The 21395-nt window shown below is 46.9% G+C and carries 27 protein-coding genes; 7 read left to right on the top strand and 20 right to left on the bottom strand.

The genetic code is table 11. The features are described 5' to 3' along the window. The first annotated feature begins 62 nt into the window (after window positions 1-62). Window positions 63-1616, top strand: coding sequence for a stage V sporulation protein B (spoVB, locus tag MKZ04_RS09945; protein WP_026579144.1), 1554 nt, complete (start codon window positions 63-65; stop codon window positions 1614-1616). A gap of 9 nt (window positions 1617-1625) precedes the next feature. On the opposite strand, the gene MKZ04_RS09950 is transcribed toward spoVB, so the two are convergent. Then, window positions 1626-2276, bottom strand: coding sequence for a DUF421 domain-containing protein (locus tag MKZ04_RS09950; RefSeq protein WP_020452417.1), 651 nt, complete (start codon window positions 2274-2276; stop codon window positions 1626-1628). Between the two features lie 155 nt (window positions 2277-2431). Between MKZ04_RS09950 and MKZ04_RS09955 the strand changes: the two genes are divergently transcribed. Continuing rightward, on the top strand, window positions 2432-2815 hold the full coding sequence (locus MKZ04_RS09955) for a TIGR04086 family membrane protein (RefSeq protein WP_020452418.1): 384 nt from the start codon (window positions 2432-2434) through the stop codon (window positions 2813-2815). A 175-nt stretch (window positions 2816-2990) separates the two neighbouring features. On the opposite strand, the gene yajC is transcribed toward MKZ04_RS09955, so the two are convergent. The 7 genes from yajC to MKZ04_RS09990 form a co-directional block, all read right to left on the bottom strand. Then, entirely contained in the window at window positions 2991-3254 is a 264-nt protein-coding gene (yajC, locus tag MKZ04_RS09960; RefSeq protein ID WP_341047120.1) for a preprotein translocase subunit YajC, read from the bottom strand. 46 nt (window positions 3255-3300) lie between these two features. Then, window positions 3301-4446: a tRNA guanosine(34) transglycosylase Tgt gene (gene tgt / locus MKZ04_RS09965; protein ID WP_020452419.1), complete on the bottom strand. Its 1146-nt coding sequence runs from the start codon at window positions 4444-4446 to the stop codon at window positions 3301-3303. A gap of 28 nt (window positions 4447-4474) precedes the next feature. Further along, window positions 4475-5503 (bottom strand): tRNA preQ1(34) S-adenosylmethionine ribosyltransferase-isomerase QueA, encoded by a 1029-nt coding sequence (queA, locus tag MKZ04_RS09970; RefSeq protein ID WP_020452420.1) that lies wholly within the window; start codon window positions 5501-5503, stop codon window positions 4475-4477. 40 nt (window positions 5504-5543) lie between these two features. After that, complete coding sequence (locus MKZ04_RS09975; protein ID WP_003183984.1) at window positions 5544-5744, bottom strand: DUF2905 domain-containing protein; 201 nt, start codon at window positions 5742-5744, stop codon at window positions 5544-5546. After that, a complete protein-coding gene (ruvB, locus tag MKZ04_RS09980; RefSeq protein WP_023855398.1) occupies window positions 5737-6741 on the bottom strand; it encodes a Holliday junction branch migration DNA helicase RuvB in 1005 nt (334 codons plus the stop codon). Before ruvB ends, MKZ04_RS09975 begins: the two co-directional genes overlap by 8 nt. A gap of 9 nt (window positions 6742-6750) precedes the next feature. Further along, a complete protein-coding gene (ruvA, locus tag MKZ04_RS09985) occupies window positions 6751-7356 on the bottom strand; it encodes a Holliday junction branch migration protein RuvA (RefSeq protein ID WP_023855399.1) in 606 nt (201 codons plus the stop codon). 123 nt (window positions 7357-7479) lie between these two features. After that, window positions 7480-8001 carry an intercompartmental signaling factor BofC gene (locus tag MKZ04_RS09990; RefSeq protein WP_144498724.1) on the bottom strand — a complete coding sequence of 174 codons (522 nt, stop codon included), beginning with the start codon at window positions 7999-8001 and terminating at the stop codon, window positions 7480-7482. Window positions 8002-8232: 231 nt separating this feature from the next. Between MKZ04_RS09990 and MKZ04_RS09995 the strand changes: the two genes are divergently transcribed. Further along, window positions 8233-8880 carry a protein kinase family protein gene (locus MKZ04_RS09995; RefSeq protein ID WP_020452425.1) on the top strand — a complete coding sequence of 216 codons (648 nt, stop codon included), beginning with the start codon at window positions 8233-8235 and terminating at the stop codon, window positions 8878-8880. Window positions 8881-8950: 70 nt separating this feature from the next. Then, on the top strand, window positions 8951-9073 hold the full coding sequence (locus tag MKZ04_RS10000; protein WP_023855401.1) for a hypothetical protein: 123 nt from the start codon (window positions 8951-8953) through the stop codon (window positions 9071-9073). Between the two features lie 81 nt (window positions 9074-9154). Here the strand turns inward: MKZ04_RS10000 and MKZ04_RS10005 are convergent, their stop codons facing one another. The 3 genes from MKZ04_RS10005 to MKZ04_RS10015 all read right to left on the bottom strand — a co-directional run bounded on the left by MKZ04_RS10005 (window position 9155) and on the right by MKZ04_RS10015 (window position 10677). Next, window positions 9155-9334: a small acid-soluble spore protein H gene (locus MKZ04_RS10005; protein ID WP_023855402.1), complete on the bottom strand. Its 180-nt coding sequence runs from the start codon at window positions 9332-9334 to the stop codon at window positions 9155-9157. A gap of 108 nt (window positions 9335-9442) precedes the next feature. Then, on the bottom strand, window positions 9443-9907 hold the full coding sequence (locus tag MKZ04_RS10010) for a DinB family protein (protein WP_023855403.1): 465 nt from the start codon (window positions 9905-9907) through the stop codon (window positions 9443-9445). A 59-nt stretch (window positions 9908-9966) separates the two neighbouring features. Beyond that, on the bottom strand, window positions 9967-10677 hold the full coding sequence (locus tag MKZ04_RS10015) for a poly-gamma-glutamate hydrolase family protein (protein WP_023855404.1): 711 nt from the start codon (window positions 10675-10677) through the stop codon (window positions 9967-9969). Between the two features lie 394 nt (window positions 10678-11071). On the opposite strand from MKZ04_RS10015, the gene MKZ04_RS10020 reads away from it, so the two are divergent. After that, window positions 11072-11251, top strand: a complete 180-nt coding sequence (locus MKZ04_RS10020) for a hypothetical protein (RefSeq protein ID WP_003183993.1) — start codon at window positions 11072-11074, stop codon at window positions 11249-11251. 89 nt (window positions 11252-11340) lie between these two features. On the opposite strand, the gene MKZ04_RS10025 is transcribed toward MKZ04_RS10020, so the two are convergent. The 7 genes from MKZ04_RS10025 to nadB all read right to left on the bottom strand — a co-directional run bounded on the left by MKZ04_RS10025 (window position 11341) and on the right by nadB (window position 18154). Beyond that, the gene (locus tag MKZ04_RS10025; protein WP_197407181.1) at window positions 11341-11667 is read right to left on the bottom strand and encodes a hypothetical protein; all 327 of its coding nucleotides are present in this window, start codon (window positions 11665-11667) and stop codon (window positions 11341-11343) included. Between the two features lie 138 nt (window positions 11668-11805). Continuing rightward, complete coding sequence (locus MKZ04_RS10030; protein ID WP_023855406.1) at window positions 11806-12528, bottom strand: YebC/PmpR family DNA-binding transcriptional regulator; 723 nt, start codon at window positions 12526-12528, stop codon at window positions 11806-11808. 124 nt (window positions 12529-12652) lie between these two features. After that, window positions 12653-13288, bottom strand: a complete 636-nt coding sequence (locus MKZ04_RS10035) for a YhcN/YlaJ family sporulation lipoprotein (protein WP_023855407.1) — start codon at window positions 13286-13288, stop codon at window positions 12653-12655. A gap of 172 nt (window positions 13289-13460) precedes the next feature. After that, window positions 13461-14513 (bottom strand): SafA/ExsA family spore coat assembly protein, encoded by a 1053-nt coding sequence (safA, locus tag MKZ04_RS10040; protein ID WP_023855408.1) that lies wholly within the window; start codon window positions 14511-14513, stop codon window positions 13461-13463. Between the two features lie 115 nt (window positions 14514-14628). Further along, the gene (gene nadA, locus MKZ04_RS10045; RefSeq protein WP_023855409.1) at window positions 14629-15738 is read right to left on the bottom strand and encodes a quinolinate synthase NadA; all 1110 of its coding nucleotides are present in this window, start codon (window positions 15736-15738) and stop codon (window positions 14629-14631) included. A 21-nt stretch (window positions 15739-15759) separates the two neighbouring features. Beyond that, window positions 15760-16599, bottom strand: a complete 840-nt coding sequence (gene nadC, locus MKZ04_RS10050) for a carboxylating nicotinate-nucleotide diphosphorylase (protein WP_026579140.1) — start codon at window positions 16597-16599, stop codon at window positions 15760-15762. After that, window positions 16580-18154, bottom strand: a complete 1575-nt coding sequence (nadB, locus tag MKZ04_RS10055) for an L-aspartate oxidase (RefSeq protein WP_341045812.1) — start codon at window positions 18152-18154, stop codon at window positions 16580-16582. Before nadB ends, nadC begins: the two co-directional genes overlap by 20 nt. Before the next feature lie 100 nt (window positions 18155-18254). Here nadB and MKZ04_RS10060 point away from each other — a divergent pair, with 100 nt between their 5' ends. Continuing rightward, window positions 18255-19433, top strand: coding sequence for an IscS subfamily cysteine desulfurase (locus MKZ04_RS10060; protein ID WP_026579138.1), 1179 nt, complete (start codon window positions 18255-18257; stop codon window positions 19431-19433). After that, window positions 19402-19944, top strand: coding sequence for a transcription repressor NadR (locus tag MKZ04_RS10065; protein ID WP_020452437.1), 543 nt, complete (start codon window positions 19402-19404; stop codon window positions 19942-19944). The genes MKZ04_RS10060 and MKZ04_RS10065 overlap by 32 nt, the downstream gene beginning before the upstream one ends. Window positions 19945-19985: 41 nt before the next feature. Here the strand turns inward: MKZ04_RS10065 and pheA are convergent, their stop codons facing one another. Together pheA and MKZ04_RS10075 are read right to left on the bottom strand one after the other, a co-directional pair. Next, window positions 19986-20837, bottom strand: coding sequence for a prephenate dehydratase (gene pheA, locus MKZ04_RS10070; protein ID WP_025811045.1), 852 nt, complete (start codon window positions 20835-20837; stop codon window positions 19986-19988). 27 nt (window positions 20838-20864) lie between these two features. Beyond that, a complete protein-coding gene (locus tag MKZ04_RS10075) occupies window positions 20865-21308 on the bottom strand; it encodes an ACT domain-containing protein (protein WP_023855415.1) in 444 nt (147 codons plus the stop codon). Window positions 21309-21395 lie beyond the last annotated feature (87 nt).

The raw sequence follows: 21395 nt of genomic DNA on the forward strand, positions 1-21395 counted from the left end.
TGTATGCGCATATCTTATTGTATATGATTAAAGGTTGTTTGAGAAGGCAGGGGACTCTAGAAATGACGAAGCAGACGTTTTTAAAAGGAACGCTCATTTTAATAGCGGCAGGTTTGATTACGAGAATGCTCGGCTTTATCAACCGGATTGTCATCGCAAGGTTCATCGGAGGTGAAGGTGTCGGGCTTTATATGATGGCGGCTCCGACTTTTTTTCTGGCGGTCACCCTCACCCAGTTCGGCCTACCTGTCGCCATCAGCAAGTTGGTCGCTGAAGCGGAAGCGCGCGGAGACCACAGAAAGACAAAGCAGATTTTAGTGATGTCTCTTGCAATTACCGGGACGCTCAGCGCCGTCATTACTCCGGTGTTTCTCATCTACGCCCCGCTGATGGCCGACACGCTGCTCACAGACAAAAGAACGCTTTATCCGCTTTTGGCGGTTACACCGGTCGTTCCGATCATTGCTGTTTCCAGCGTGCTGAGGGGCTATTTTCAAGGAAAGCAAAATATGAGGCCGCTTGCCGTGTCCCAGGTTCTCGAACAAATTGTCCGGATATCGCTTGTCGCCGTATGCACGACGGCATTCCTTCCGCTCGGCATCGAATATGCGGCTGCGGGCGCGATGCTGTCATCCGTGTTTGGCGAGTTGGCTTCACTCCTTTATTTGTTCGTCGCCTTTAAATACAAAAAGAAAATCCGCATCAGAAAACGTTTTTTCCAATCGCTGAAATCTGGACGAACCACGTTTTTCGAGCTGATGAGCGTCTCGCTCCCAACAACGGGCAGCCGTTTTATCGGCAACCTGTCATGGTTTTTTGAACCGATTGTCGTAGCGCAAAGCCTTGCAATAGCAGGGGTCGCCGCTTCCGCCGCAACGAGCCAGTACGGAGAGTTGACCGGCTTTGCCCTGACGCTTCTCACCCTCCCGAGCTTTATCACATATTCTCTGTCTACGGCGCTCGTTCCAGCCATCAGCGAAGGAATCGAACAGAAAAAAATGCAAGTCGTGGAATACAGGCTTGAGCAGGCGATGAGGCTTTGCCTTTTAAGCGGCGGAATATCGGCGGTCATTTTGTTTTCGTACGCAGATGAGCTGGTCAGCGTGATGTACGGGTCGTCAAATGCTGCGATTTATGTGAAAATCATGGCTCCATTCTTTTTATTTTACTATTTCCAAGGTCCGCTGCAGGCCGTCCTGCAGGCTTTAAACCTGGCCGGCGCGGCAATGATGAACAGCCTGGTCGGCGCCGTTGTGAAAACAGGTCTCATTTTTGTTCTCGCTTCACGGCCTTCGCTTGGCATTATGGGGGCTGCGCTGGCGATTTTGACGGGGATCATCCTCGTCACCCTGCTGCACGCCGCAACCGTCAGCAAAGTGCTTCCCATCAGCATTAACCTGAAAGAATATATCGTATCCTTCGGCGTCATTTTGATATCAGGGTGGGGAAGCCTTCTGATGAAAGAACACCTTTTTTTAGACCAGTCCGAGCCGATGCGCCTGCTTTTGTGTGTCGCGGTTACAAGCTTTCTTTACGTCTTCCTTCTGGTCGCCTTCAAGCTGGTCAAAAAAGAAGAAATCCAGCGGTTTCCGCTGTTCGGCCGCTGGATTTCGTAAGCTCTCGCTTTAAGGTTTAAATTCATCCTTTATGTCAATAAAAAAAGAACCTTTATTATATGTGCAATAAGAAATTTTGGAAAGATCGCGGTGTCCTCTTTTTTCAAGCTTTTGCTCAAGCCACTCCCGGTCTTTCCCGATCTTTTCTAATTGTTCTTTTTGAACCATTCCGTCAACAATCAACGGCAGTTCGATCATTTTGTTTGGCCCGTCTTTTGTAAACACTGAAAGCTTCCCGGTCGGCTCCAAAATCGCATATGAAACATCCCCGATTCGTTCCACATTCTTATCTCTCAGCTGTGTCATCAAATCATCGTAATTATAGCGCTGTGTCCTCATGGCGTGTTCATCAATTTTTCCGCGGTCTATGATAATCGTCGGTTTCCCATCGAGAAGCCGGCGGATTTTTTGATTTTTCAATGACAGATATGCAAATATAACCTGGATCAGCGTCAAAACGAGAATTGGAATGATCGTATGGAGAAGGTGGTCATCGAGATTTTCAATGGCCAAAACCGCAATTTCGGCCATCATAATAAAAACGACAAGATCCAATATGCTCAGCTCGCCTATTTCCCTCTTTCCCATCAAGCGAAACAAAATAAAGATGATGAAATACAAAACGACCGTCCGAAACGTAAGAGCTAAAATTTCATCCATTACCGCCCGCCTCCTTCCGCCTATCATGATCATAAACATAGCCTTTGTAAAATTGAGGCTTTTATGTATAAAAGGTCGGGGGAGCTAGTCTATTTGCCAAACGTGCAGAATACATTTAAAAAGACGAGCCCGTCTATATTGAAAGGAGGATCGTGATGAACGAACCAAAACAAGTCGGCAAAGGGATTTTATACAGCTTGGCGGTTATTTTCGCTTTGATGTTTGCGGGAAGCCTGGTCATTTCGCTGCTCCTCACCTTCACATCATTAACCGAAAGTTCATTCAGCTGGTTTATTACCGCCATCTCTTTTATTACCTTGTTCATCGGCGGTTTTATTGCGGGAGGCAAATCGAAGGAAAAAGGGTGGCTGAGCGGAGGGTTGACAGCGCTTTGCTTCTCTCTTACGGTGCTTTTGTTTCAATATCTCGGCTTTGGCGAAGCCTTCAATTTGAAGCAGCTGCTCTATCATTCCGGTTTTTTGGGAGTCAGCATGCTGGGCGGGATTTTCGGGGTCAATCTGCAGGGGAGCCGTGCATAAAGACAGCAAAAAGGGAGCGGATGACCGCTCCCTTTTCTCATGCCCATCAGGCTTCTTTTATGCCATGTCACATCAGGAACAACTGCGGCTTCATCAAGACATAAGGAACGGCGCTAGCGCCGTTTTCACGTCCTACGACAGTCTGATTTCCGATGCTTATGTATCAGCCTTTCGGCTATTCTGCTGACGCCTCTCTGATCGCGCGGCGGTCGAATATCAGACGGGTATTGTCGCCTGTTTTGATGACAACCTTGCTTTCGTCAATTGAATCAACGATGCCGTGCAGGCCGCCGATCGTTACGACCTTATCTCCTTTTTTCAGCTCCTCCTGCATCTGGCGGACAGCCTTCTGCTGCTTTTGCTGCGGACGGATCAAAAGGAAATAAAGAACCGCAAACATTAAAATAATCGGAAGTAATGTTCCAAGCATCTCCATTATTTTTTCACCCCTTTCAAATGGCTTTATCGCTTTCTTCGTTTATGTGTCAGAAACTTTTAGCATTTGGTTTATTAAAACCGTAGCGCTCAAAAAACTCTTCCCGGAAATCACCTAAACGATCTTCACGAATGGCATCTCTGACTTGCCCCATTAATTTTAACAGAAAATAAAGATTATGATAAGAAGTTAAACGAATTCCAAACGTTTCGTTACAGCGGATTAAATGTCTGATATAAGCGCGCGAGTAATTGCGGCACGTATAGCAGTCGCACTGCTCGTCGATCGGTCTGAAATCTCTTTCATATTTGGCATTTTTCACGACGAGACGCCCTTCGCTCGTCATGAGCGTACCGTTTCTCGCTATCCTTGTCGGCAGCACGCAATCGAACATATCCACTCCGCGGATGGCTCCGTCAATCAGAGAGTCCGGTGAGCCGACCCCCATTAAATAGCGCGGTTTATCCGCAGGAAGCAGCGGAGTTGTAAACTCCAGCACACGGTTCATCACGTCTTTCGGCTCTCCGACGGATAGTCCACCTATAGCATATCCCGGAAAATCCAGTGAAATCAAGTCTTTCGCACTTTGTTTTCTCAAGTTTTCGTACTCTCCGCCTTGAACGATTCCGAAAAGCCCTTGCTCGTCAGGGCGTTTGTGAGCTTTCAGGCACCTTTCCGCCCAGCGGCTCGTCCGCTCAACAGACCTCTTCATATAATCGTACTCTGCCGGGTACGGCGGGCATTCGTCAAACGCCATCATAATATCTGATCCGAGGGCGTTTTGGATGTCCATCGCTTTTTCAGGAGATAAAAACAGCTTGTCTCCGTTTAAATGATTGCGGAAATGAACGCCTTCCTCTTCGATTTTGCGGAACTCGCTCAGGGAAAACACCTGAAAGCCGCCTGAATCCGTCAAAATGGCGCGGTCCCAATTCATAAACTGATGAAGGCCCCCCGCCTCTTTGACGATGTCATGGCCCGGTCTCAGCCAAAGGTGGTACGTATTGCTTAAAATAATGCCTGCACCCATTTCTTTCAGCTCTTCCGGCGCCATCGTTTTAACGGTGGCGAGCGTTCCTACGGGCATAAACACCGGCGTTTCAAATGAGCCGTGCGGGGTGTGCACTCTCCCCAGCCTTGCTCCTGTTTGTTTACATGCTTTTATGAACTCATAGCGTATCGGTTGCTGCGACAAATTATGAGCCCTCCAATCTTTTTGAATTTTATTTGATCAACATGGCATCTCCGAAGCTGAAGAAGCGGTATTCGTGTTCCACTGCGGTGCGGTAGGCAGAAAGCACATGCTCTCTGCCTGCGAGCGCGCTGACAAGCATAATGAGGGACGATTTCGGAAGATGAAAATTGGTAATCATCCCGTCAATCGCCCGGAATGTGTAGCCTGGATAAATAAAAATCGATGTCCAGCCTCTCGCTTCCCGGAAGCGGCCGTCATGTTCGGAAGCGATGGTCTCAAGCGTCCTCGTCGATGTCGTGCCGACGGAAATGATTTTTCCGCCTTCCTGTCTGACGCGGTTTAACAATGCTGCCGTTTCTTCCGACATTTCATAAAACTCGGCATGCATATCGTGTTCCTCTACATTTTCCGCACTGACAGGCCGGAATGTCCCGAGCCCGACGTGAAGGGTAATAAACGCAATATGCACGCCTTTTTTCCTGAGCGCATCCAGAATCTCTTCCGTAAAATGCAGCCCGGCCGTCGGCGCAGCCGCCGATCCTTGTTTCTTTGAGTAAACCGTCTGATAGCGCTCTCTGTCATCGAGCTGTTCTTTAATATAAGGAGGCAGAGGCATTTCGCCGAGCGATTCGAGCACCTCGTAAAAAATTCCTTCATAGCGGAATTCAATTTTTCTTCCGCCGTGCTCGAGCTCTTCTGTGCAGACCGCCGTTAGACGGCCGTCTCCAAACGAAAGAACGGTTCCGCGCTTGACCCGCTTTGCGGGCTTGACAAGCGTTTCCCATACGTCCCCTTCCTCCTGTTTTAACAGAAGAACTTCAACCTTTGCGCCCGTCTCTTCCTTGACTCCGTACAAGCGGGCCGGTAGCACCCTCGTATCATTCAACACGATGCAATCGCCCGCGTTCAGAAAATCAATCACGTGCTTAAACGTGCTGTGAGTGATTTCTCCTGTTTTTTTATCCAGCACCATCAGCCTGGACGCATCCCGCTCTTTTAAAGGAACCTGTGCGATAAGGCGTTCAGGCAAGTCAAAATCGAATAATTCTACTTTCATCTTTTTTCACCTTACTCTATCTATAGACTTGAATGTCGCGTCATTTCATTCGTCCGAAAAACGAAAACACCACGGACAGAATGATGCTGATGACAATGCATGTAACAACCGGAAAGAAAAATGTCACGTTTCCCTTTTTTACAAAAATATCGCCGGGGAGCCTGCCGATGACTTGCATGAATAAACCGATGCCAAAAATGACGGCGCCCAGCACCATTAAAATCTTTGGAAATTCAGTCACGGTTCGGAACCTCCATTTTAAAGTGGCTGTATACATCAGGGGTTACGATGCGCCCCCGCGGCGTTCTTTGAATAAAACCGATTTGAAGAAGATACGGCTCATACACATCCTCGATCGTGTGAGACTCCTCACCGATGGTAGCCGAAATCGTATCGATGCCGACTGGACCGCCGCCAAATTTTTCGATCATGCCCATTAAAAGCTTGCGGTCGATATGATCAAGCCCGAGTTTATCAACCTGGAGGCGTTCAAGCGCATCCACCGCCACTTCCTCCGTGATGGAGCTGTTTCCAAGCACCTGGGCAAAATCTCTGACCCTCCTCAAAAGCCTGTTGGCAATCCGCGGCGTCCCTCTTGACCGTCTCGCGATTTCGAGAGCCGAGAGCGAATCGATGTCAACCTCAAACAGCTCCGCCGTTCTGATCACGATGTCTGAAAGCTCGTCACGCGTGTAATACTCAAGCCTTGACAGAACGCCGAACCTGTCCCTGAGAGGCGCGGTTAAAAGCCCGACCCTTGTGGTCGCGCCGACAAGGGTAAAAGGAGGAAGATCGAGCCTCACAGAACGCGCCGACGGCCCTTTACCGATCACGATATCAAGGCAGAAATCTTCCATCGCAGGATACAGCACCTCTTCGATCGAACGGTGCAGACGGTGGATCTCGTCAATAAATAAAACGTCACCTGGCTCCAGAGCCGTTAATATCGCCGCCAAATCGCCGGGGCGCTCGATCGCCGGACCTGACGTCGTTCTGAGATTGACTCCCATTTCGTTGGCGATGATCGCAGCGAGCGTCGTTTTTCCCAATCCCGGCGGCCCGTACAACAAGACATGGTCAAGCGTTTCTTCCCGCATTTTCGCAGCTTCAATGAATACCTTGAGGTTGTCTTTCACTTTTTCCTGGCCGATATACTGAGCCAGTCTTTGCGGACGCAGACTTTGCTCGATCGCTGATTCATGGTTGTCTAGTTCACTTGATACAAGCCGCTCATCCATGATATCACCTTACTTTAACAATTTTTGCAATGCTTTTTTAACGTATTGATCCGTCGAAAGCGCCTCTTCCTTTTTCAAATGAGGCTGGACTTTTTTAATTTCCCGGTCGGAATAGCCGAGCGCTCTTAATGCTTCAAGCGCCTCCTCAAGAGCCGTTTCCGCTTCATGAATTTGCTCCCGCTCTTCATGGTTAAACAGATCGGCCGCGATTTCAGGAACGGCGTCCGCAAGCTTCCCTTTCAGATCAAGGATGATCTGCCTTGCCGTTTTTTTGCCTACGCCGGGGAACTTGACGAGAAACGCTTCATCCTCATTCTCGATCGCTTCAATCACCGCTCCCGGATCGCCGGAAGCGAGGATCGCAAGCGCTCCTTTCGGGCCGATTCCCGTAACATTCAGCATTTTCGTAAACAGCATTTTTTCTTCCCTTGTCGAAAAGCCGTACAGCGCATTCGTATCTTCTCTTACATAATGGTATGTATAGATTGTTTCGTTGCTGTTTTTCTTATAAATAAACGGATTTGGCGTAAAGATCTGATAGCCGATCCCGCCGTTTTCAATGACAATATATTGGGGCGATACATAATCAATCGTCCCTTTTACGAATTCGATCAACGTTCATTCACCTCTTTGACTGCTCTTCATTGTAACACAAAACAGGCAAAGCTAGAATGAAAAAGTTAACATATGTTCGCTAAAAATGGCTTCTGTCTGCAGCTGAAAAAAGACATAACAGCGTCATGTCTTCATATCTTTTACATGATGTTGGCTTCCGGATGATTTTACGGCTTCAATGACATGTTCAAATTCCTTTTTCGTGCGGTATGGGATCCCTTTGCGCAAATCATCCACCATCCGGCTTTCCAGGCGCTTTATATCAATCTGAAAAAACGATTGAATCGGCTCTGATAATATGCCCGGGCGGCCGTGAAAAGTCGAAATCACGCCGTCTTCCGTCACTCCGATATAACCGTTTGTTTTGCTGAGGGGAGAAATGTCGTCCACCTGTTTGCGAAACAGAATAAACCCCTTTTTCTGATCGATGAGCTGCCACCCTTTATAAGCAGCTTTAAAGTCTTCCAGTGTTCGAGCGGCCTCTACTTTATTTTCGATTCCAACGTCCCCGTCCAGATAAACCTTTTCAAGCTGGATTTGAACTTTAGCCGGCTTTTCGGCCAGGGCCTCCAGGTGAAAGCTGAGCGCGGCCAGCAGACTTCCAATAAGCAATAAACCGATTTTGAACTTGCTTTGGCTGTTCATCAATATCACCTTCTTTTTTGCCTTAACGATCATATCCATAGTTTGACCAACGCTTTTAAAAATTAATCTAAAAAAGCAATTAGATGACAACCGGTTTACGAATGTTACATTTTTAAACCAATATGAAGAACTCAAAAGCATTTAAGGTGCAAAACCCCTCGTTCTCATGTATAAACAACATTATAGAGAGTTTTTCGTTTGACCAGCCCTTAAAAAGAAGGTGAGTTCGGCGTGAAAAAGGCGCAAACCTATGCAGAGGCCGTAAAGTATAATACGAAAAAAAAGTTCAATAAACTTATCCAAAAACCCGATGACTTAGAGTTGATCGGGAAAGGCAGGAGCGCATACGTTTTTAAGCTGACTGAAGAGGGCAGGGAAATGGCTCTTAAAGTCTTTTTTCCCGAATTTAAGAACATTGCCGCAAGGGAAGCGGAGATTTACAAAAAGCTTTCTGATTCGAATTATTATCCTGATATATATGAAACAGGGCCATCATATATTTTAATGGAGTATATTAAAGGATACACTTTTTATGAGTGTTTAAACAAAGGCATTCCGATCGATGATGACATGATCTGCGAGGTCGACCGCGCATTGAACGATGCGAAGCGGAAAGGATTGAATCCATCCGATATCCACCTCAGAAACCTGATACTGACGCCGGCTGGGACAATCAAAGTCATCGATGTGGCCAGGTTTTTGCAGACGAAAGAATGCAGACAGTGGGATGACTTAAAAACAGCCTATCAAACCATTTATAAAAAAAGCCGTTTCCCGCAAAGGCTTCCTAAGCTGTGGATGGAATTGATCGCTTATCTTTATAAAAAAAACTGGCTTCAGAAACAATGGGCCGCCAGAAAAAACAAATTTCACCCGTAATTTGAAACTTAAAGAAGGCGCGCCCGTATATGAAATAACCCCATTAAAGTCAGGAAGGGAGAAACAGCTGTTGAAGAAAAAGAAGAAACGAAATGATGATAAATGGGATTATCTTTATCTCGTTGATTTGCTTGAGCCGTTGTTTTATGTGCTGAGGCTGGCAGTAAGAGGACTTGCAAAAATCATAAATTAAACACTCGGGCTTTCGGGTGTTTTTTTTGATGGCCGAGTGATAAGACAAATACAAAACCCCTTCATTTGAAGGGGTTGCTTTTTAATGTTCTTTCAAATTTGCGAGCGGTACTTCCTGCTCGTTCTCCGGCTGGCCGAGCGGAAAAATTCTTGCGGTTTCATTTTGTTCGTTGACATGCTGAATATAAATCGGCCTGCCGTTATAAGTAACATCAACCATGTCGGGTGATTCGACGATTTCCTGGGCACGATGCGTATTCATGCTGACACCCTCCTTTTGCTTTTACTCATAATGTGTACACCCGGCTGCTTTCGTATTCCTTTTGAGCCGGTTTTCTTTCAAGGAGGGGTGATCTTCAGGCTCCCGTAATCAATGAATCTTTACGTACAAAGGCAGATCCGTGTGTCCCATTTCACGCACATAAACAAACAGATTGCCTTTGTGATGAATTTCGTGTCCGATCGCTAGCTGCAGCAGCTGTTCACCGGCTACTTTCCGTCCGAAGACGCCGGTCAAATCGACTTCACGATCCAATTCTTCATCCGTAAAAGATTCAAGCAGCTTTTTTGTTTTTTCTGTATACGTTTTGGCGAGCTCGCTCAGGCTTGACCCTGTTTCTTCCGGCTTCTTTTTAAAAGACTCTCCGTTTCCTTCTTTTGCCGCCGAAGCAAAGGCATAGAAAGATTGCAGCATATGCGTGACAAGTTCCTTCGCTGACATCGACGTTTCAGTCGGTTTGTAATCGAGATGTTTTTCATCAATCTTTTGAATCAGTTCTTCTGTCACCAGGCGGTGGGACATAAATTCCTGAACGATGCGGTCTTTTCGTTCCATTTTTTATTCCTCCTTCGTGTTTTAGCAGTTCATACACAGAATAACACGAGTTTCCATTTTCAGCATCTGTCCTGCAGCACCCTTCGGACCGCCTTGACATATTTGCGGAATGTTCTCGTTTTTGTTTCCTCCCTCTCTTTATAGGAAAAGTCTTCGAAAAACTCTTTCCTTTGAGCCGTGCTGATTTCAAGCTGCACGCTCATTCCTGACTGGCTTTCATTATTGATGTTTTCCTCGGCAGTTCCGGCAAATTTCCCGTCCACTTTGACCAATTCTGCGGAAAAGTCAGACTTTTTCAGAGATTTGACGATGGCTTTTGCCAGCTTTCTGTCCGTTCCTCCCACAAGCGTGTGCGGGCGGTCGCCGGAATAGCCGTGGAATGCGATGGTATAGCGGTGTTCTTTTATTTTCTGCAATGCCAGAGGCTCGTCAAAGTTTGTGCTTGTAATATGAAGATCCGAGTTGTTCTCATCCTTTTTTCCTTCGAATAAATAAGTTGAATAATCATCTTTGAAAGCTCTGACAAGCTCGCTTACTCCGCCTTCTATTCTTCCTCCATGAGGCGAAAAAATTAAACAGTCGCTTCCCGCTTTTTCGTGGTACTCAATGTCATAACCGCTTTTTTCGTGTTCCTGCAATTCCTTGAAATTCATGTATCTGTCCCCGGCCTGGATCTGAAAGTTCTCCCGGGTTGTTTTTTCGAACCACCTGTATGCGCCATTTATCATCACTGCTGCGATCACCAAGTAGATGAGTACTTTTTTCTTCATTGATTATTCCCCTTTTACACTACCTTTCGATTTCTAAGCATGTCCTCCAAGCCTCATTGTATTTTTGGCTTTTTTGTGACACAGTTATTTTACGCTTTAGACATGACGCGTTCAATTATGAATAAGTTTGATAAAAAATAAAAATTTAAATAAAATGATGCTTTTTCATTAGTTTAAAAGATCGATAAATTTTAAGAAAAAAATCTCATAAGAATAGGCGTCTCTTGTTGCACGACTTTCCCTACAGCCTATCCCGCTTGAGAATAAGGCATTCTATCAGAAACGGGGTATACGGTTTGATAAAAGTAACATCTGCGGGGTGCTGATGTTATATTTTCTTTTCATCCCCGTTCTGTTATCCTATTACCGACAATAAAAATGCAGGTGATAAAACATGGAAACAGAATATGAAACAAAAGGCTACGACCTGACAAAAGTTTATGATTACAATCAATATCCGGATGTCCGCCACGGACGGTGCGACAATTGCGATTACACCCTTTTTAAAAGCTCTGTAAAAAACGGGCAGTTTTTGCGTGAATGCCGGCGCTGCGGCATGAAAAAAAGCATTTAGCGTTACAGTACATTCTCATATGTATAAAAAAACTTGCCGACAAGGCTGAATGGAGCTTTGCCGGCAATACACGTCATGCTGTCAAATGCTTAAACATCTTTTTGATCTTTGTTTGTGACGATGCCGTTGATCGATTCACCGATCTTTCCGCTAAGATCAGCATTCAGGCTGTTGATATTTTGAATGTATTCGCTGATGATATTTTTGACCGCTTGATTCATCTCTGCATTTTCACTTTTTGTGAGGTCGGCCTCTCTCAGATCGATGCCGCTGTTTTTCTGAACCAGCTCATTGATGGATTGACCAAATCCCGTGATAAAGCTGTTGATTTTTTCGATGACTTGAGCGGTTTCCTGATCTTGCGCACCCGCGTCTATAGCCGTGAAAGGCTTCTCATTTTCGCGCTGTTCAGCCATTTATAGAACCTCCTCTCATGATGACAGATTCCTTCACAATATATGATGAAAAATCAAATCTTGATTCCGCAGCAGCTTGATACGGCTGCTAAATGGTTGAATGTATAAAAAAACGCCGCGAACCTGGTGCGGCGTCCTTTAATGAACGTTCGTATACACTTCCTGCACATCGTCATCATCTTCAAGTGCGTCAATGAGTTTTTCGACTTTTTCCTGAAGTGTTTCATCGACCTCTGCATAGGTTTGTGGAACCATTGTCATTTCGGCTGTCGCCGTTTCGTAGCCGCGCTCCTCCAAGTTTTTCTTTACTTCTTCAAACTGTTCGGGCTCTGTATAAATCTCGAACAGCTCTTCGCTCGTTTCTAGCTCCTCGGCACCGGCATCAATGACCTCAAGCATAAACTCCTCTTCATCTATCTCAAGATCTTCACGCTCGATTGCAATATATCCTTTCCGGTCGAACATATAAGAAACACATCCTGTTTCCCCCAAGCTGCCGCCGTTTTTGCTGAAAGCAGTTCTGACGTTTGTCGCCGTCCGGTTTTTATTATCTGTCAAACATTTGACCATGACAGCCACACCGCTTGGGCCGTAGCCCTCATACGTAATTTCCTCGTAGCTTTTTCCATCCTGGCTGCCGGAAGCTTTTTTGATGGCGCGGTCGATGTTGTCGTTTGGCATGTTTGCATTTTTGGCTTTATCGATAACGAGACGCAGACTTGCGTTAGATTCGGGATCGGGTCCCCCTTCTTTTGCGGCTACATATATTTCTTTGGCAAGCTTCATGAAAATTTTGCCGCGTTTAGCATCTTGGGCATTTTTTCTTCTCTGAATATTTTTCCATTTAGAATGGCCAGCCATATCTTTCTACCTCCAAAAAAATTCTCGTCTCTATGTACACTTTATACGGTTTTCCCCGTTTTTGTAAAGAAATCGGCCGAACGCTTACAAAAAAATTGCCGGGGCATCCCCGGCAATTCCCTGCTTATTGGTTGCGCAAGCGGTTCAAATTGTTATTCGTCGTGTCTCCGCGATCCCTAATGTTCTGAGGGTCGTCGTTCATTTCGCGCAGCCTTGTAAATGCGCCGTCGTCCTCGACAACTTGAACTGTCCGGTCTCCAGCAAACGTTTTGGCTGCTTTTCTAATTTGAGTTCTCTCATTATTTGTCAGCTGTTTATCTGACCGTACCGCGATGATGACCGTTTCATTCGTTACGACGGCCTGACTCTCGTCAACATAATTCAACTTGTTGACGCGTCCAGTGATATTCCTGGAGATTTTACGGTTTTCCGGTCTGTTATAGCCCGTGTCCGCCGTGTTCACCAAATGATTGTGATAATTCATGTCTCCCCGGCTGAAAGTTCCATCGCCTGTTGGAACGGGATTGCCGTTGCCCGCTCGATTGTTCACGTTCGTTGCACCGTTTCTCCCGTTCATGTTTTCAAGCATTTCTGTAACAGGACCGTCATTATCAAGACCGTTATTACGATCTGCATCATTTGAATAATATCCGATCGGACGCGTATTGTTTCCATTATCTATAGCGTCGTTCGTTCCGCAGGCAGATAGACCAGCTGTCAAAAGCAAAATACCCGAAAACACTTTCAGCTTGCTGTCCAATGGTAATACCCCCCGTGAAAACCGCTGAATTTGAGCATTGCGCTCTTTTTTAGGATGTGCGAGATGTGAAGAGTTACCCTTGACAGTTATAGACAGTCCCGTGAAAAAGCATGAAAGTGTTTATAGCGGCCCACAATAAAAAAGGAACGATAGATCATCGTCCCATTCCGAATCAGTCTTCTTCATCTTCCGGTCTGTTAAACATCTGTCCGCCTGCGGGCTGCTGTCCGTATCCGCCCATACCGTACGGAGCTCCCATTTGCGGCATCTGTCCATATGGCGCTGCACCCGGAAAACCTCCCGGGAATTGGCCTGGCCCGCACCCGCAGTCATCTTCTTTGCCGTGTGCCATATTGGGATCGTGTCCGACGTTTGGCGATGCATATCCCGGAAACGGCTGATAAGGCGCATATGCCGGAGCAGTCATCGGCTGATGATGATATCCGTGATGACCGGCATTGTCATGCCCCATGTTGTCATCACCGTCATATTCAGCAGGAGATACATAGCTAGGCTGAGGCATGTAAGGCATTTGAGCAGGATATGGATACCAAGGGTGGCATAAGCCCGATCCAGGCAGCACCGGTGAAACAGGAATCCAGCAGCCTCCAGGATAGAACGGATAAGGATGCGGATGGTGATGGTGATGATATCCGGCAGCAGCTACATTTGGCATGCCGTGAAACTGCTTATTTTCATCACCTGCTGCACCGACATTCGGCGGCTGCGGAACATTCGGATAATTGACATTTTCCATATGATTCTCCTCCTCATTTGTCCATGGATTATACATGTTGGGGCCTTTCTCTTGATGTTCATAAGGTTTTGGAGGTGCGTACGGCTGATGAAGCTGATTGACGCTTTGATACAAATTTGAAATGTCGCCTTCAGGCAAACTTGACTGCCCGATGTTCGGGACAGGCGGAACATAAGGAACCGAAGGCTTTTCTTTCGGTTTTATATCTTCAACATCAAGCTTACCTTTCGGTTTTTCTTTTGCAAATGGATGTTCCTGCTGTTTTTTCGGTAACTCTTTTCTCATATTGAGCTGTTCTTCTTTTTTGACCGGCACTCCCCCTGACGGTACTTTGATTTTCATGCCCGGCATGATCAAATCTGGATTGCTCAGCTGCGAATTCAGCTTTTTCAGTTCTTCAAAGTCCACTTCATATCTTTCCGCGATTTTTTCCAGAGAATCGCCCTTTTGGACAATATGAATTTTCAACGTTTTCCCCTCCTATGCAAAAACGTGAACGAACAGATGAGAATAACAAATATGCTTCTCCACAAATTTATGCGCATAGCGGAGGGGTTATGATAAAAACTTGTTCTCCAAACATTTAACGGATCGTTAACATCCGATTCAGCGCAAGAATGGCATCTTTTGCGATATCTTGATCAACTTTGATCACGCCTGTCAGTTCACCTTTGTCAATCTGCTCCAGCGACCACAGCAAATGCGGCATGTCGATTCTGTTCATTGTCAAACAAGGGCACATATCTGGATTAAGGGATTCGATTTGTTTATCAGGATGTTCTTGAATGATGCGCGAAACAAGGTTCATCTCTGTTCCAATCGCCCATTTGCTCCCCGGTTTTGCTTCATTAATCGTATCGATGATTTTTTTTGTAGACCCGCTGAAATCGCTGAGTGCGACGACTTCATGGGTGCATTCCGGATGAACGATAACATTAATGTCCGAATCCCGTTCTTTAACACTTTTGATATTCGCCGCGGTAAATTTTTCGTGAACAGAGCAATGCCCCTTCCACAAAATGATTTTTATGTCTTCATAATCGCCGTTATACTCAAGTTTTTCTGCGATGGGATCCCACACCGCCATTCTGCTGAGGGGAATGCCGAGGTCAAATGCCGTGTTTCGTCCCAAGTGCTGATCCGGAAGAAATAAAATTCTCTCCTTTTGCGATAGCGCCCATGTCAACATGCGGGCCGCATTTGAGGATGTCACGGACGCTCCCCCGTTTCTTCCTACAAAAGCTTTGATTTCCGCTGTCGAATTGACATATGTGAGGGGAATGATGGTATCGCCAAACAGCTCTGCAAGCTCTTCCCAGGCGCGATTCGTCTGCTGCATGTTGGCCATATCGGCCATCGAACAGCCTGCGCGCATGTCCGGCAAAACGACAATCTGTTCGTCGGAAGTAAGCATATCGGCTGTTTCTGCCATAAAATGTACGCCACAGAACACGATATATTCCGCTTTTTTATTTTTTTGGGCGACTTGCGCCAGCTGAAGCGAATCTCCCGTCGCGTCCGCAAATTGGATCACTTCGTCTTTTTGGTAGTGATGCCCCGGGATAAACAGCCTTTCTCCGAATTTCTTTTTGATATTCAAAATCCTTCCGGCCATTTCTTCTTCGGTCAATTCTTTATACAGCTCCGGCATCATGCCGGCGTTCCTGTCATGAATCAAGTTTAAAATAGACATCTGTCACCTCTCCAATCCCGCTTATTTTTTCAGATCGACATTCATGCTGATATCAAGGCTTTTCGCCGAATGGGTCAAGTAGCCCAATGAAATACAGTGCACCCCTGTTCCCCTGTATGCGGGGAGATTTTCAAATGAAATTCCGCCTGAAGCTTCCGTCATAATGCCTGCGGGTGTCATTTCCGCAAATGCTTTCACCTTGTCAGGAGGACAATTGTCAAACATAATGATATCGGCTTCAGCCTCAATCGCTTCTTGAAGCTCTTGTTCAGACTCGATCTCCACCTCGATTTTGACCATATGGCCGCACGCTGCCCGTGCTTTTTCAACCGCTTTTGAAATCGAGCCGCAGGCGGCAATGTGGTTGTCTTTAATCATGATGCCGCCGTCCAAACCAAAGCGGTGATTGCAGCCCCCGCCGGTTTTGACCGCGTATTTTTCAAGAATGCGCAGGCCCGGCGTCGTCTTTCTCGTATCGCAAATCGCGATATCCGGATCATTCAGCCTGATAACGGACTGCTTTGTTAAAGTGGCGATCCCCGACATTCTTTGAATGAGATTCAGCACGACCCGTTCGCCGGTCATGAGAGAAGCTGCACGGCCTTTGAGCCGCGCGATCGTTTCTCCTTTATGGACCGCTTCGCCATCTGTTTTCAGCATTTGCACGGCAATCGTTTCATCGAGCAGCCGAAAGCCTTCGAAAATTACTAATTCTCCTGCAAACCATCCGTCATCCTTCGCTGTGATGACCGCTTCGCATTGAAGATTGGCATCGAAAACGGCTTCAGAAGTGAAATCCCCCCAGCCGATATCTTCCTTGAAAAATTCTTTAAGCATGTTCCTAAGTATGAGCCGCTGCATATTTCACAATCCCTTCGTTTTGTCTTATCTTGATCCCGCCTTTTGTGTGAACGATTTGCTTGCCATGCCAGTTTTTATCATCAGGCGCCGGGCGATCCGAACGATAATGGCCGCCTCTGCTTTCTGTACGAAGCAATGCCGAGGCCGTCATCTGCTTGGCGGTCTGCCATAAATGAGCTAATTCAAGCTGTTCTTTTGTGATTTCTTTCACATTCACGATTTGAAAAGGCACTCGCTCAAGCCATTCTTTCGCCTTCGTCAATTCATCCTCCGTTCGCACGATCGCCACATGATCTGTCATGTGTTTTTGAATATCCTTCACATCTGTCAGGGGAACAGAATATGTCACATCCTCAGGCTGAGGAGATTGTCCTCTGACAGGCTCAGGTTTTTGATAAGCTTGTATCCGTTCCGCCGCTCTCCTTCCGAAGACGATGCATTCCAAGAGAGAATTGCTTGCCAGACGGTTGGCACCGTGAAAGCCGGTGCATGCAGCTTCCCCAATCACATAAAGGTGTGGAACCGCCGTTTCCCCCCATCTGTTCACAGAAACGCCCCCCATTAAAAAATGCATGCCCGGTGAAACCGGAAGCCGGCCTTCTTCAATGGAAATTCCGGCTTTTTCGCAAAGAGAGGAAATCGTAGGGAAGCGGCTTTTAAAGTCTGATATGCGGGTAATATCCAAAAATACGCTGCTTCCGCAGGCAAGCTTTTCGTGAATCGCACGAGATACGATGTCCCGCGGCGCTAAATCCTGCATGGGGTGAATCCCTTCCATCACCCGCTGGCCGTTTTCATCAACCAAGACAGCTCCTTCTCCGCGCACAGCTTCTGAAACAAGCCCGTGTGCGCGCCCGTCTTTGACGAGCAATGTAGGATGAAATTGAACGAATTCCAAATCTGCGAGCTCGGCTCCTGCCCGATATGCCAAAGAAATCGCATCGCTTGTCACAGAACGGTTATTCGTGTTGATTTGAAATAGATTTCCGCAGCCTCCTGCCGCCAGCACAACAAAATCGGCTTTCCTGAGAAAAGTCTTTCCCTGGCGGTCTTTCGTCCAGACGCCCGCACAGCGTCCGTCTTCCATCCATAAATCCGCCGCCGTTTCGTATTCTTTCAGTATGACGTGAGGACCGAGCCTTCCGATTAAGTGCCGGATCAGCGCCTGCCCCGTAGCGTCTCCCCCGGCATGCAAAATTCTGTTCATCGAATGTGCGCCTTCTTTGCCGAGGCTGAGCTTTCCGGATTCGTCAGTATCAAAAGGGAAATGCTGAAGAATCAGCTCATCAACAAGGCGCTGGCCGTCTTTAATGGCATCTTGAACCGCTTCGATTTGATTGTGGCCGCATCCGGCATATAATGTGTCGTCCGCATGAGCTGACCAGGAATCGCGAGGCAATACAGCCGAGGCAATTCCTCCCTGAGCGAGGGTTGAATTGCTGTCTTTTACAGATGCTTTTGTCATCACAATCACTTCATAAGACGGCGGAATGGATGCAGCAAAAGACAGCGCAGCGGCACCTGCTCCGACAACAATTATCGTCTGATGAGACATGTCGACCCCTCCTGTAAATTTACATGTGTCTTGACACCTATATTTACATATCGATAAAATAAACTCAAGTATTTTTTATAAAGAATGGGAGACGAGAGCCGTGATTTATCTTGATTATGCAGCGACGACACCGGCGGCAAAAGAAGCCTTGGACGCGTTTCAAAAACTGAGCACAGACGTGTACGGAAATTCGAGTAGTCTGCATGATGCAGGAGGGAAAGCCGAAAGTATTCTGCGCTACTGCCGCCAAAAGATGGCGGAACTTTTATCCGGGGAAGAAGAAGGCGTTTATTTTACGAGCGGCGGCACCGAAGCCAATTTTTTGGCGATTCACTCCATCTTAAATGGACTCCCCGCCGGAAAGCAGCGCTTTTTAATGACCGAAATGGAACATCAGTCGATCCACATTTTGAAGCGGCATCTTGAGATACTGGGCTTTGAAGTCGACTTGATGAAACCGAATGCTTCAGGCATCATCACAACAGAGATACTGGAACGGCACCTCCGTCCTGATACAGGTCTCGTCTCAATTCAGCATGCCAACTCAGAAACAGGCGTCATCCAGCCCCTGGCAAAGCTTTCGGCTTACTTGCATAAGCGGGACGTGCTCCTGCACAGCGACTGCGTACAGACCTTTGCCAAGATTCCGGTCGGCATTGATGAGCTCGGCGCTGATGCCTTATCTGTTTCAAGCCATAAAGTATACGGACCAAAAGGAGTTGGAGCGGTCTATATTCGGCCTGGTGTGAACTGGAAACCCGTCTACCCGGGCACTTTACATGAAAACGGATTGAAGAGCGGCACCGTCAATGTCCCTGGAATCGGCGCTTTCATTACCGCTGCCGAGTTGACAATAAAGCGTATGGATGCCGCGCATCTTAAACATCAGGATCTGCGCGCCCGTTTTCTGGAAAAGGCAAAAGCCCGGAAGCTTCCCGTCTCCCTCGCTGTGCCCGATTCGGCAAATTCGCATGTTCTGCCGCATATTATAGGTTGTTTTTTTCATTCCTTTGAAGGACAATATACTATGCTGGAATGTAATCGGAGAGGAATTTGCATTTCTACCGGAAGCGCGTGTTCAGCCGGCTATCATGAGCCGTCGAATACGATGAAAGCCCTTTTAGTCCCAAGGGAGCTCGCGCTTCAATTCGTCCGAATTTCGTTCGGATGCGATACGACAAGCGAACATGTTGATAAGCTGTTGGACGTTTTTGAAGATATGATGCATGAGAAAGGAGACCATCGGATTGACAGACGGATTAAAACTTACGGGCGCTGAGCGGCGCCAGCAGCTTCTGGCCTGGCTGAAGGAGTCTGAGGCTCCGCTGACAGGAAGCGAACTGGCGAAAAGAGCATCTGTTTCACGGCAGGTCATCGTACAGGACATTTCTTTATTAAAAGCAAAAAACGAACCGATCATCGCAACAAGCCAAGGATACGTGTATTTGCAGTCAGTTCTCGGCAAAAAACAGCCGGTTCAGCGGCTCATCGCTTGCGACCATGAGCCGGAAAAAACGGAAGAAGAGCTGAATCTGATCGTCGACTTTGGCGTAACGGTGAAAGATGTAACGATTGAACATCCTGTCTACGGCGACTTAACAGCTTCGATCAGAGTCAGCACAAGAAAAGAAGTCTCGGACTTCGTCAAAAAAATCTCTTCGACAAACGCCGCTTATCTGTCTCAACTGACAAACGGCACCCATCTGCACACATTGGAGGCAGATGACGAAGAGAAGATCGAACAAGCTTGCGACGCCCTGCAAAAAGCGGGCATCCTCATTCCCGAATAAAGAAAAGGTCCTTTGCCGTCATCAACGCAAAGGACCTTTCTTTATAATGTATACGCATTGTAGGCTCCGAGCATTTTCACCTTGCAGCCCAAAGCTTCAAGCTCAGCTATCGCACCTGGAATCAGCACATCGTCCAGTGCCATTTCAATATCAATAATGAAAAAATAATTGCCGAGACCGGTTTTTGTCGGCCGCGATTCAATTTTAGAAAGATTCAAATTTCTCCAGGCGAAAGCCGACAGCACCTGGTGGAGAGCCCCTGATCTGTCCGAAGGAAGGGTTACCAGCAAAGTCGTTTTCGGCCTTCCCGTCAAGTGCGGATTGACCGGCGGAGATGCCTCGTGATCCGGATGAAGCATCACAAATCTCGTGTGATTGTATTCATAGTCATGCACATCTCTTTTGACGATGTCTAATCCATACGTAGCGGCTGCCATTTCATTGGCAATCACGCCGATGTTCTCGTCCGGATGTTCACTCACGTATTTTGCAGCTGCACCGGTGGATGTCGCATATTCAAACGGAATGGAGCGGAACCGGCTGTGCAAAAATTTATGACATTGCGCGATCGCATGGGAATGGGAATAAACTTTCTGAATGTCTTCCCAAGCCTCTTTTCTTGCAGGATGCACAAGTAAATGCTGACGGATGGGAGCGGTGATTTCTCCGACAATATAAAGGGGCTGTTCGTGGATTAAGTAGTCTATTGTCAGATTCACCGATCCTTCAATTGCATTTTCAAGCGGGACGACAGCCAGATCAATCTCGCCGTTCATCGCCGCATCCATACAGGCGGGTATTGTGTTAAATGCTTGCTGGTCTGCATCTGAAAAGCAGGAGCAGACGGCAAGGTGCGTAAATGTTGCTTCTGGACCTAAATAACCTACTCTCATACTCATGATATATGACATTCTCTCCCTTTAAGCGCCCGAACCTAGTATTTCGACCTTTTCTACGAATTCCAGCTTTCTTAATTTGTTCATCAGCAAATCGATATTTCCATCCATTCCTCTCGTACTGACGGACAGCGTGACATTCGCTCTTCCTTGAAGAGGGATGGTCTGGTGAATCGACAGCACGTTGCAGCCCGATTCAGCCACCACTTGGAGCAGATGGGACAGCGTTCCCGAGCGGTCCTCCAAATGAAAAAAAAGCGTGATAATCTGTTCCTTGACCATCGTATAAAAAGGAAAAACCGCATCTCTGTACTTGTAAAAAGCGCTTCGGCTCAAATCTACCTTTTGGACGGCTTCAGCTACAGATTCCGCTTTTTTCCGCTCAATCAGCTTTTTGACCTCAAGTGTTTTCCGCATTGCCTCCGGCAGCACGTCTTCCCTGACAAGATAAAAGGTCTCCTCTTTCACAGACTTTTCTCTCCTTTTAAAAACCCTGATTCCTTTACATTGATCCAGCAAGCGAAAGGAAAGGCGTTCCTTTCAGCTAAAAGTCGG

This window comes from Bacillus sp. FSL W7-1354 (assembly GCF_038002405.1).
Lineage (GTDB): Bacteria > Bacillota > Bacilli > Bacillales > Bacillaceae > Bacillus > Bacillus paralicheniformis.